This is a genomic window from Niallia sp. FSL W8-1348, from assembly GCF_038006745.1.
GTDB classification, from domain to species: Bacteria; Bacillota; Bacilli; order Bacillales; family Cytobacillaceae; genus Niallia; species Niallia alba.
In genome coordinates, this window is the sequence record NZ_JBBOVV010000001.1 from 1,457,074 (window position 1) to 1,468,920 (window position 11,847).

10 protein-coding genes are annotated in these 11,847 nt (G+C 36.9%); 2 read left to right on the forward strand and 8 right to left on the reverse strand.

Translation table 11 applies throughout. From position 1 onward, the window contains the following. Positions 1-183 precede the first annotated feature (183 nt). Complete coding sequence (locus NST60_RS06890; RefSeq protein ID WP_341098451.1) at positions 184-1,038, forward strand: SDR family oxidoreductase; 855 nt, start codon at positions 184-186, stop codon at positions 1,036-1,038. 60 nt (positions 1,039-1,098) lie between these two features. Here NST60_RS06890 and NST60_RS06895 read toward each other — a convergent pair whose 3' ends face one another. Further along, the gene (locus NST60_RS06895; RefSeq protein ID WP_016202692.1) at positions 1,099-1,932 is read right to left on the reverse strand and encodes a helix-turn-helix transcriptional regulator; all 834 of its coding nucleotides are present in this window, start codon (positions 1,930-1,932) and stop codon (positions 1,099-1,101) included. 106 nt (positions 1,933-2,038) lie between these two features. On the opposite strand from NST60_RS06895, the gene fabF reads away from it, so the two are divergent. Then, on the forward strand, positions 2,039-3,271 hold the full coding sequence (gene fabF / locus NST60_RS06900; protein WP_212119964.1) for a beta-ketoacyl-ACP synthase II: 1,233 nt from the start codon (positions 2,039-2,041) through the stop codon (positions 3,269-3,271). A 53-nt stretch (positions 3,272-3,324) separates the two neighbouring features. Here the strand turns inward: fabF and NST60_RS06905 are convergent, their stop codons facing one another. The 7 genes from NST60_RS06905 to NST60_RS06935 all read right to left on the reverse strand — a co-directional run bounded on the left by NST60_RS06905 (position 3,325) and on the right by NST60_RS06935 (position 11,830). Next, on the reverse strand, positions 3,325-4,539 hold the full coding sequence (locus NST60_RS06905) for an MFS transporter (protein WP_341098456.1): 1,215 nt from the start codon (positions 4,537-4,539) through the stop codon (positions 3,325-3,327). Next, positions 4,536-4,706: a hypothetical protein gene (locus tag NST60_RS06910; RefSeq protein WP_341098457.1), complete on the reverse strand. Its 171-nt coding sequence runs from the start codon at positions 4,704-4,706 to the stop codon at positions 4,536-4,538. The genes NST60_RS06905 and NST60_RS06910 overlap by 4 nt, the downstream gene beginning before the upstream one ends. Before the next feature lie 142 nt (positions 4,707-4,848). Further along, positions 4,849-5,892: an ArsR/SmtB family transcription factor gene (locus tag NST60_RS06915; RefSeq protein ID WP_169187933.1), complete on the reverse strand. Its 1,044-nt coding sequence runs from the start codon at positions 5,890-5,892 to the stop codon at positions 4,849-4,851. Positions 5,893-6,007: 115 nt separating this feature from the next. After that, positions 6,008-7,228 carry an MFS transporter gene (locus NST60_RS06920; protein WP_341098459.1) on the reverse strand — a complete coding sequence of 407 codons (1,221 nt, stop codon included), beginning with the start codon at positions 7,226-7,228 and terminating at the stop codon, positions 6,008-6,010. Positions 7,229-7,946: 718 nt separating this feature from the next. Then, positions 7,947-8,930 carry a ketoacyl-ACP synthase III gene (locus NST60_RS06925; RefSeq protein WP_341098460.1) on the reverse strand — a complete coding sequence of 328 codons (984 nt, stop codon included), beginning with the start codon at positions 8,928-8,930 and terminating at the stop codon, positions 7,947-7,949. Between the two features lie 223 nt (positions 8,931-9,153). Continuing rightward, positions 9,154-10,314, reverse strand: coding sequence for a sugar ABC transporter permease (locus tag NST60_RS06930; RefSeq protein WP_212119670.1), 1,161 nt, complete (start codon positions 10,312-10,314; stop codon positions 9,154-9,156). Then, the gene (locus tag NST60_RS06935) at positions 10,289-11,830 is read right to left on the reverse strand and encodes a xylose ABC transporter ATP-binding protein (protein ID WP_341098462.1); all 1,542 of its coding nucleotides are present in this window, start codon (positions 11,828-11,830) and stop codon (positions 10,289-10,291) included. The genes NST60_RS06930 and NST60_RS06935 overlap by 26 nt, the downstream gene beginning before the upstream one ends. Positions 11,831-11,847 lie beyond the last annotated feature (17 nt).

The window sequence follows — 11,847 nt, forward strand, 5'->3', positions numbered from 1 at the left end:
CTCCTTCCCATGGTACTATTTATGTGACTATGTCATAAAAAAATAACTACTTTTATTTTTGTTACTATAAATATACTATATACCTATAACTAATATACAACAAGTAACCAATCATCCTGTATCAATGAAGAAAGATTGACTTGGTTATAATGTAAATGCAAAACAATTAGGAGGGAATTTAGAATGAAACTATTAGTAACAGGTGCAACTGGCAAACTCGGTTCAAAAATAGTGAATGTTTTATTAAAATCAGTTCCTGCTGACCAGCTTGCTGTTAGTGTCCGTAATCCTGAAAAAGCAGAAAAACTACGTGCACAAGGTGTTGACGTTCGCCAAGGGGATTTCGACCGTCCAGAAACATTAGAGGCAGCCTTTAAAGGAATTGACCGCTTATTATTTATTTCAGCAGATGGCGATACGGAAACAAGAATTCGCCAACATAACAATGCTGTTGAAGCAGCTAAAAACGCTGGTGTTTCCTTTATCGCATATACAAGTATTGCGAACGCCCAAGAAAGCACAAACTTTCTTGCCGAAGTTCACAAAGCAACAGAAGAAGCCATTCTTAAATCTGGTATCGCTTATTCCTTCTTGCGTAATAACTGGTATCTCGAAAATGAACTATCCACTATTCAAGGCGTCCTTGCTGGTGCCCCTTGGGTTACCGCTGCTGGAAATGGAAAAGTTGGCTGGGCTTTACAACAAGACTATGCAGAAGCTGCAGCCGCCGTCCTTACAGGAGACGGACACGAAAATACGATTTATGAGCTTTCTGGTAAACTATTGACTCAGGAAGAAATCGCTGCTGCTGTTAGTCAGGTAATTGGAAAAGAAGTACCTGTCCAACAAGTAGATGACACAACTTATGCAGACATAATAACACAAGCTGGCGTACCAGACTTTCTTGTTCCAATGCTTGTGGCTATCCAAAAGGGTATTCGTGAAGGTTCATTAGAAATTGAAAGCAATGATTTTGAGAAGTTGCTTGGACGTTCTGAAACTCCTATTGTGGATGGGATTAAACAGCTTATTGATTAATTTATACAATAGTCTAGTGGACACAACCAATGGCTGTGTCCCTTATTTGGATGTTTACACTCATTTAATCAAATGCTTAATCTTCTCCTCTGTACCTGTTCCATCAACTGGTGTGTAAATACTACATCTTAAATCATTCGCACCATGAACCTGTAAAGAAGTTAAATTATAAATCATTTTGCCTGCCTTAGAATGACGAAATTCAATTAATACCTCAGGAGCAGAGCTTATTTCACTTTCATTCCACATCTTATTGAAAACAGGATAGTTCTTTTTCATATTTTCAATAAATTCTCCATACCATTCATCTGCCATATATTGACCTAAATACGTACGAAAGATAGAGATAAATCCTTTGACAAAGTCCTCCCAATTGACTGCCAATGCTCGTAGCTCCTTCCTCGAAAAAAGCAATTCAATCAGATTTCTTTTTTCAAGCGGGAGCTTTTCGAAATCCAAGAATACTTGTTTAGCAGCTTCATTCCATCCTACAATAAAAGACCGGCGATCGGTAATAATAGTAGGGCAATAACGAAGTTCTTTTAAAATTCGCTCTAAAGAAGGGGTAATGATGCCTTCTTCCTCTTCCTTAGGAAAAAAGGAATTTCCCTCTTCAAAAGCTAATCCATATACATATTTTCTCTCATCCAAATTTAATTGCAGGGCGTCTGCTACTGCATCGAGAACGGAAATAGACACTTTAATATCTCTTCCCTGCTCTAGCCATGTGTACCAAGTAGTGCTTACTCCCGCTAACTGTGCTACTTCTTCGCGGCGAAGTCCCGCTGTTCTCCTTCTACTCCCAACAGGAAGACCGACCATTTGTGGCTGGATTTTTGAACGCTTTGTTTTTAGAAAATCAGATAGCGCTTCTAATCTTATATCTCTATTCATATGTATTCTCCTTTTTAAGCTAGTACTTTTTATACTAGTATAAACTACAACTTGTAATAGGATAATAAAAGAATACAATAAAGAAAAAAGGAATGGGGGATAAGTGGTGAAAAGAGTTGTGATAACTGGAATGGGGATTATTTCACCGTTAGGAAACAATGTAGGTGATTATTGGCAGTGCCTCCTAAAAGGTGAATCTGGAATCCGTCCTATTGAACATTTAGATGTCTCTAATTCTAAAACTAAAATAGCTGGAATTGTAACAGACTTTCATCCAGAAGATAGATGGGGAGCAAAGGAAGCGAAGAAACTCGATCGGTTTAGCCAGTTTGCTTTAGCTGCAGCTGAAGAAGCGTTAACAGACTCGCAGTTAAATATCGAATTAGTAGATAAAGAACGTCTAGGTGTTTATGTTGGATCAGGAATCGGCGGTTTGACAACCCTTATTGATAACGTCAATACTTTAAATCAAAGAGGACCAAATCGAGTTAGCCCTAACTTAGTGCCCATGATGATTTCTAATGCTGCTGCTGCACAAATTAGCATCAAACTTGGAGCTCAAGGTCCTTCTCTCTCTCCTGTAACTGCCTGTTCAATCGGAAATACATCGATTGGGGAAGCTTTTCATACGATTCGTAATGGCGATGCTGATGTTATGTTTGCTGGCGGTGCAGAAGCTGCTGTTACAAATTTATCTTTAGCGAGTTTTGGAAATGCAAGAGCATTATCTACAAGAAACGAGGAACCTACATCAGCAAGTAGACCTTTTGATATAAATCGTGATGGTTTTGTAATGAGTGAAGGTGCAGCTATTTTAGTAATTGAAGACTTAGAACATGCCATTAAACGCAATGCTCCTATATTAGCTGAAATCATCGGATATGGAGCAAGCTCAGATGCCCATCATATGGTTGCAACCCATCCAGAAGGAAGAGGTGCTTTTCTTGCCATGAAAAATGCTTTAGCAAAAGCAAATATTACTCCTGCTGACGTAGATGTGATTAGCGCCCATGCAACAAGTACACCAGTGGGAGATTTATCGGAAACATTAGCTATTAAGCGATTATTTGAAGAACAAGCCTATAAAATCCCAGTAACCGCAAATAAGTCGATGCTTGGTCATATGCTTGGTGCTGCTGGTGGGGCTGAAGCAATTGCTCTTGTAAAGAGTTTGCGAGAAGGCATTATCCCACCAACAATTAACTTAGAAAACCCAGACCCTGCCTGTGATTTAGATTACATCCCTGAAGGAGCTAGAAAAGCGTCCTTATCCATTGGTCTATCCAATTCCTTTGGCTTTGGTGGTCATAATTCAGCCATTGTATTAAAAAAATATTAATAGAAAAGACTAGGAAAACAACGATAAGTTTTCCTAGTCTTTTCTATCTGAACTTAAGCAGTAAGCTTCTTTTTATGCTCTTTATCAAGAAATGCAAAATATGGAAGCGTTATTCCCAATAAAGAGGTGGTCACAATTACCGCCCCAATGAAAACATATAAAGGTCGAATGCCCCATAGTTCACTTAATGCCCCGCCTATTAATACGCCAAATGGCATCATTGCTCGAATAATGAAGGATCTGACCGAAATAATTTTCCCCATTAAATGATTGGGTACGATTTGCTGACAAATCGTTATATTATGGATGCTAAAAAATGCCATTCCTATACCAGCAATTATTTCTGTAATGATAGCAATAATGATAGAACTTATAATCCCGAGATTAATGTAGGTCAATCCTCCAATAAATAGAGCCCCTAGCATTAATCGCCTCCTCGATTGAAATTTTATTTTTCCAACAAACAATGTCCCTAGCATATAACCTAAAGGAAAACCTGCCATAAAATACCCATACATAGCATTATTTCCGTCTAGTACCGTTTTGATATACGGAATATTGATAACCATGGTAACCCCTACTCCAAATTGAACAAATGCTAGAAAAATACCTAGCCATACAATTGTTCTTTGTTGAAAAAAGTAGCTAATTCCCTCCATAAATTCAGTTGCCCATGCTTTTCTCTCTGCTTTATCTTCTCTTTCCTCATTAATGCCTAGTAAAAGACTTCCACTAATAATTAGCGCAATACAAATAAAAAATAAAGTACTGCCAATACCAATAGATTCAATGACAATCCCTGCTATAACTGGTGCTGTAAACGTCATTAATCTTGTCATTCCTTCAACATAAGCATTTGCAGTGCTTAATTGTTGTTTCGAAACAAGACTAGGCAATATCGCTTGGTTGGCTGGGGAGTATATGGGGGTTATTAACCCAATGATAAGTTGGACAATATAAATATGCCATGGAACTAATGAGTTAGTAATATAGCTGATGAGCGGAAATAGAAATACTAATCCTCTGCTCCAAAGAGCGAAAATCATCATCCATTTTCTACTCCAGCGATCAATGTATGGGCCAATAAAAAGTTGAAGTGTGAGGGATGGTATGAAATATAATAGCCACATACTTCCTAACGCCCAAGAAGAACCGGTGATTTCATAGATTAATAGAGAGTTGCAAAAAGTTCCAAAAGCTCCCGCCAACTCCGACATGCCATTTCCAATCCACATGAAAGTGAATGATTTATTTCGGAAAATATTCAAACGAACACCACTTTCTTTGTTTTGGCTGATATCCTCACTGGTTTGGCTGATATCCCCCTCATTTTGGCTGATTTCCTCCTTGCTTTGGCTGATTTCCTCCTTGCTTTGGCTGATTTCCCCCTCATTTTGGCTGATTTCCTCCTTGCTTTGGCTGATTTCCCCCTCATTTTGGCTGATTTCCTCCTTGTTTTAGCTAATATCTTCCTTGTTTTAGCTAATATCCTCCTTGTTTTAGCTAATATCCTCCTTGTTTTAACTTGTATATGCTAAGTCTTGATCATATCCTAAGTGATTTTACTTCAAAATCTATTATTGCTGAATGTATTGCTCCAATTCTTTTGCTATAGATGTGATAGCACTATTCTTTAACACATATTTTCCATCTTCTATTCCTACTAGCTGTGCAGATCTCAAAATTTTTAAATGATGATGAATCGTGGACTTTCCCATTTCTAATTTTTCCGTTATTTCTTGTAAGGTTCGACTTTTTTCAAACAGTAATTTTACCATTCTTAGACGAAACTCATCCCCTAAGGCTTTATGTTTCAAAACAAGAAAATTACTCGGCATATATTTATCACTTGGAGATATACTTTCATTTGAAACCGGATAATAGTAGACTTTTATTCCTTTTAAATCTGCAGCTATATTCCATGGTCTATATATGTACTGGGGAATGAGCAATACCTTATAAACGCTTGGTTCTGGCAAATAACTTATCCCTCCCGTAGCCCATTCTACAAATTCCTCTGGTTCCATTTTCTGTTTCATCTTTTCTTTTGCTTGGGCATCTGTTTGTAAGATCGATGTTAATTTATTTAATTCAGGTTGTACGACTGATTCAAACCATCCACTCATGACCGTTATTAGATGCTGCTTTAATTGCTTTTCATCCACTTTGCAAATAAAAGAAATATAGCTTGGAAAAAAAGGGTTATCTTTTGTTGCTTCTCTTAACTGCTCTATCGCAGATTCGTTTTTATCAGCAGCCTGCTCTCTAATAGGCTGATAGTTTTCACTTATGAATGGAATACATTGATAGATTAATTCTCTTTCTGTAAGTTTATCGATATATTCGGTAAATACTTCTAGGCTGGAAAAATCCTTTTGATGAAGCAATTGAAGCAGCGCTTTCCATGTATTATTCGTTTCTACGTAGTCTAAGTGTGCTTGTAAATCTTTAGAAAGGCTTAATCTAATATCTTTCCAATAGCTCTCAGGTTTTTCTAATGAATCCAGTAGACGATCATTTGTGATAGCGGCTATCCCTAGAGCACATTCCCATAAAATCGAATGCTTTATTTCAACTTGATACTTCTCTTGTTTCCGACCTGTTGTGCTAAAAACTTTCACTGGAAAACACCTCCATTTATTCACATTTTAAATTATTCGAATTATTTATTCAATAATTTTCGAACTGATAATTCAAAAAACTCGACCAATATAGTCGAGGTCGAGTTTCCGAGGATTAGTTTCGTTCTTTTTCTAAATAATTTTGACGAATAAACAAAGATTTATTTTTATAAATTATCATACTGACAAACGCAAGGAGGAGGCCTGAGAAAATAAAAACTATCCTTACTCCAAATAAATCTGTCAATATTCCCATTAATAAGGAGCCGATTCCGAAAACTCCGGTACTAATTGATCCTAAAGAAGTATATACTGTCGGTAGTTTTTCTTTGTGAACACTTGTCTGAATGACCGTTTGTTGAGGGATATTTTTTACTTGTGTAAAAATACCGACTCCAAATGATATTGCTAAAGCAAGGATGGGAATGCTATTTAAACTAAATAATATCGTGAGAAGAAAACTTAAAAAAGAGCCTACTATTAGAAATGACTCCAATTTTCTTCCTACTAAGGAAGAATACTTCATGCAATAGAGACTTCCCAAAATTAATCCTAAAAAGAATGCTCCATTTATAAATCCCCACCACTGTTGGTCTACCTTTAAAGCATCCTGAATAAATACATATAAAACAGCCGCAATCCATACTGTTCCAGCAAGGCTTTCTAAACATTCAACCAAAGCCAATTTCTGTAAAACAGGCGTATGAAATAATGTCTTCCATCCCTCTTTGATTTGTTCTATCTTCCCTGCTGTACCGATAACTTGGGCAGATACTTTTTCCAACAACCATAGTAAGGTACTTGAAATAAGAAATAATCCGCCAACAAACCAAATTAATTGCTGTGGACTTAAAAAAAGGAGAAACATACTTCCTACAAACCACATTGCTGTTTGGATCAATTGTGTTACTGTTTCTGAGATTCCATTTGCTTTCATTAATTTCTCCGGTTTAACGTAATAAGGTATTAATGTTTGTCTGATTGGATTTGCACACCCATCAAAAAACGCAATGCAAGCTATCACCATAAAGACGACATAATAATTTGATTCCGTTATCCCTGGTAAGAATAGGCCTAAGAGTAAAAGGAATACTGTTTTTCCAATTTGCGAACCTGCTAATAACCGGTTCAATGGAACTTTTCCAACGAAAAGGGGTGTTATAATACTTGATATAAACATACAGGTTGTGATTATAAAAGGAACGAAAGATGCTGCCGTTGCCGATCCCTTTATCTCGTAGATAATACTAATAACACCTACCGTATAGAGGACGTCCCCTATATTTGCAAAAGACTGCCCGATCAGTAACAATGAAAAGTTTTTATTTAGTTTCATGATTTATCCCCCATTAATTAATAAATTCTTTATTAGTTAGTGGGAGACTTTTAAATTGGACAATTCATTCTGTTACCTGCTCCTTATAAGCGGATAAGCCAGGGGGATAGAGGCATATCACAAGATTTTGTTACATTCATCTTATCATAAATGAGTTATTTTCTTGCTTTTAGTTTGAAGGAAGTTATTTTTGTGGAGATGATGTTTTTTCAGATTTCTCTGTTACCTTTTGTTCTTTTGTTTTGCTACAACGGTCACTGATGCGCCTCCTCTGTTACCTTTTCCTCCTTTCCTTTGCTGCAACGGTCACTGAGCAGTTCTCTCTGTTACCTTTTCCTCCTTTCCTTTGCTGCAACGGTCACTGAGCAGTTCTCTCTGTTACCTTTTCCTCTTTTCCCTTGCTGCAACGGTCACTGAGCTGCTCTCTCTGTTACCTTTTCCCCCTTTCTTTTGCTGCAACGGTCACTGATGCGCCTCCTCTGTTACCTTTTCCCCCTTTCCTTTGCTACAACGGTCACTGAGCTGCTCTCTCTGTTACCTTTTCCTCCCTTCTCTTGTCTACAACGGTAACAGACAAAATAACCAAACATCTCCCTCTCTTTATAAAGAACCATCCCCTTGCAACACAAAAAAGGAGCACTTTTTCAAGTGCCCAGTCTCGACTTTTAGACGCATACTTCGTTTTATCTGATAAAAAAAGCGCAATTTCTGCTTTCTCTTAAACCGTCCATTTAATCAATAATCCTGCATGGGCTAGGCCGCCGCCAAATCCATATAATAATACATGGTCACCGAATTTTAATTTCCCTTCTTTTACTCCTATATCTAATGACAATGGGATCGTTCCTGAAGAGGTATTTCCATAATGAACTAAGCTATATAATGTTTGTTCTATTGGAAAATTGCTTTTCTCACAAATTGATTCTAACATTCTTAAATTGGCACTATGGGGTACAAACCAGTCCACCTCATTTAGGTTCATCCTGCCTTTTTCCGCAACAGTTTTCATACCGTTCGTAACCGTTTTAATGGCCCATTTATAGACTTCTCTACCATTTTGGACGATACAGCCATTCCCTAATAAGTCCATGCCGTTCATTTGCGTAGCTAGACTTGTAGAATATAAATGATGCCCGCCTTCTCCTTCCGAACCTATATGAGAAGAGATAAAGCTTGGCTCTGCTTCATCATATTCTAAAAGAACGGCTCCTGCTCCATCACCAAAAAGGATACAAGTCGTACGATCGGTGAAATCCGTAATTTTTGATAATGTTTCCGCTCCTACAACAAGAACTTTTTTATTTAGTCCTGAAGTAATCAATCCATTTTCCACATATAATCCATAAGTAAATCCTGCACAGGCTGCATTTAAATCAATTGCTCCCGTATTCTTTATTCCTAATTTAGCCTGAAGGCTGGAAGCTACACTCGGTGTTTTATATTCAGGAGTCATTGTACAAACAATTATTAAATCAACATCATCAACTGATTTGTCGTATCGTTCCATTAAATTGAGGACTGCTTTATAGCTAAGATCACTGGTAAACTCTTTTTCATTCGCTATTCTTCTTTCCTTGATACCTGTTCGCTTTACAATCCATTCGTCGTTTGTCTCTACCATTTTTTCTAAATCATTATTTGTTAAAATACGTTCAGGAACGTATGAACCTATTGCCTTAATACTTGCTTTGGATGTTGTCATTCACATCACCTCTTCTTTTATTTATATTTTACCACCAATTACTATTACCTGGTACTAATTTTTACTCAAACTATTTCCTCTTTTTTAAAAGCTTTCGTTCCGCTCTCTTTAGAATATGTTTTTTTGTTGCATTTGCTTTACCTATTTTCATCACAAAAAATCCTCACCCAATTTATAAGGTAAGGATTCTTCCATTCCTATATATGACTAACATGATGTTCATTTACTTCTTACTTGATATATCAAGCCAAACGGCAACAATTAAAATCAGTCCTTTTACTATATACTGCCAGAAGGTTTGGATATTCATCATGCTCATTCCATTATCGATACTAGCCATAATTAAAGCACCAATTAGCGCTCCAACAATTTTTCCTTTTCCACCTATCAAACTAGTTCCACCGATAACACATGCTGCAATCGCATCAAGCTCATACATATTACCTGCACTTACAGTTGCTGCATTTAATCTACTTGTTAAAAGAACTCCAGCCACGCCAGCGAGACCGCCCATCGTAATAAAAACCCACAGTGTATTTCGTTTAATATTGATTCCAGACAATGCTGCAGCCTCTTGGTTTCCACCAATTGCATAAACGTACCGCCCAAATGGCGTTTTATTTGAAATAAAGATGAAAATTGCAGCTAATGCTAAAACAATTAAGATTGGAATTGGAATACCTAAATAACGATTTAACATATAGGTTGCTAACAGAATAAAAAAGGAATAGGCAGCAACCTTACCATAATCAACCTTTGCAGCGGGAATCATTAATCCCATATTTTTTCGTTTTGCACGATTTTGAATCGTCCAAAAGACCAATAAAGCAATACTAACTAATGCAAGAATATATCCAGGGATGTATGGAAAATAACTAGTTCCAATTTTTTTAAAACTATCACTCATAGGTGCAACAGTTTGCCCCTTACTTAAACCAATGAGTATACCTCGGAAAATAAGCATTCCTCCAAGTGTAACAATAAAGGCTGGAACGGCTCGGTAAGCAACCCACCATCCTTGCCATAATCCTAAGAGTGCCCCCACAACTACTGCACAAAGGACCACTAAAAGGGTATTCCAATCATACCAAACTTGCAAAATTGCAGCGATTCCTCCTGTTAATCCTACTAATGCTCCAACCGATAAATCAATATGACCTGCTACGATAATTAGCGTCATACCGATAGCAAGGACAGAAATAACGGACATTTGCGTAAATAAGTTAGAGATATTTCGGGAAGAAAGAAATTCACCTCCAGTGAAAAAACCAAATATTAATGCAATTAATACTAAAGCAATGATAAGTGTGTAAGATTGCATATCAAATTTAAAGCTCAATTCTCTTTTCTTGCTCTCTTCAACTGTTTGATGTTGAATATTCATTTTTCTTCCCTCCTGTGGCACATGTCATAATTTTTTCTTGTGTAGCTTCTTCTCGTAAAAATTCGCCGGAAATTTTCCCTTCTGCCATAACAAGCACTCTGTCTGACATCCCTAATACTTCAGGCAATTCTGATGAGATAATAACAATTCCTACCCCTTGTTGGACAAGCTCATTAATAATCTTATAAATTTCATATTTCGCTCCAACATCAATTCCTCTTGTTGGCTCATCAAGAACTAATATTTTAGGATTATTTAACAGCCACTTACTTAAAACTACTTTTTGTTGGTTTCCACCACTTAGTTGCCCAACTTTTGCTTCTAAGCTCGGAGCTTTTAACTTCATTTTTTCCGTTATATCTGTTGCACTTCTCACTTCTAATGCCTGATCAATAATATTTAGCTTAACGACTTTATTTAAAGCAGCTAACGTCGTATTTTTTGTTATGTCCATTCCTAGCACAAGACCGTAGCGCTTACGGTCCTCTGAAACATACGCTAATCCTTCTTTAATTGCATCAGCAGGTTTTTGAATATTTGTTTCTTTTCCATCGATGATGACCGTTCCTTCTTTTTTCCCCTTTAACCCTCCAAAGAGACTAATAAATAATTCTGATCGGCCCGCTCCCATTAATCCGGAAAATCCTAAGATTTCTCCTTTTTTAAGCAAAAAGGATACTTGATCAATGACTTTATTTCCTTGCTCATCATATGCAGTATAATCTTTCACTTCTAGGATAGTTTCTTTACTAATAACATGCTCCTCATATGGAAACAGTTCTGTTAATTCTCTTCCTACCATCTTTGTGACTATTTTATCCTCTGATAATTCTTCAATGGCATTAGTACTAATGGTCTGGCCATCTCTTAATATTGTTACAGAATCAGCAAGTGACATAACTTCTCCTAATTTATGAGAAATATAGATACAGGTAACTCCTTGTGAGCGCAAGTCTTGCAAAAGATTGATTAAAATTTCCACATCACTTTCTGTTAAAGCGGCAGTTGGTTCATCCAAAATGAGTATATTCGTTTTTTTTGTTAAAGCTTTCGCTATTTCCACTAGTTGCTGTTTACCAACTGTTAGATCGGCAACCTTTGTTTGTGGATCAATAGTTAATCCAATATGATCGAGCCACTTTTGAGCCTCTACATAAATTTCATTCCAATTGATTACCCTTTTTCTCATCAGCTCATGACCAAGGAAAAGATTCTCTGCCACTGACATTTCACCTACAAGAGCAAGCTCTTGATAGATAATGCCAACTCCTGCCTCCTGGGATTCTTTAATCGATTTAAATTGTTCGTTTTGTCCATTAATGATGATTTGCCCGCCGTATGTTCCATGTGGATAAACTCCACTTAAGATTTTCATTAATGTTGATTTACCCGCACCATTTTCTCCGCAAAGTGCATGAATCTCTCCCTTTTTTACGGAAAAAGTAACGTTATCTAATGCCTTAACACCTGGGAATTCTTTCACAATCCCTTTCATTTGAAGTGTATATGTATCCATTATTCATTCACCACCTA

Coding starts and splice junctions, on each gene's coding strand:
- NST60_RS06890 (WP_341098451.1), top strand. CDS start 184: ATGAAACTATTAGTAACAGGTGCAACTGGCAAACTCGGTTCAAAAATA.
- NST60_RS06895 (WP_016202692.1), bottom strand. CDS start 1,932: ATGAATAGAGATATAAGATTAGAAGCGCTATCTGATTTTCTAAAAACA.
- NST60_RS06910 (WP_341098457.1), bottom strand. CDS start 4,706: ATGAGGGGGAAATCAGCCAAAGCAAGGAGGAAATCAGCCAAAATGAGG.
- NST60_RS06920 (WP_341098459.1), bottom strand. CDS start 7,228: ATGAAACTAAATAAAAACTTTTCATTGTTACTGATCGGGCAGTCTTTT.
- NST60_RS06925 (WP_341098460.1), bottom strand. CDS start 8,930: ATGACAACATCCAAAGCAAGTATTAAGGCAATAGGTTCATACGTTCCT.
- NST60_RS06930 (WP_212119670.1), bottom strand. CDS start 10,314: ATGAATATTCAACATCAAACAGTTGAAGAGAGCAAGAAAAGAGAATTG.
- NST60_RS06935 (WP_341098462.1), bottom strand. CDS start 11,830: ATGGATACATATACACTTCAAATGAAAGGGATTGTGAAAGAATTCCCA.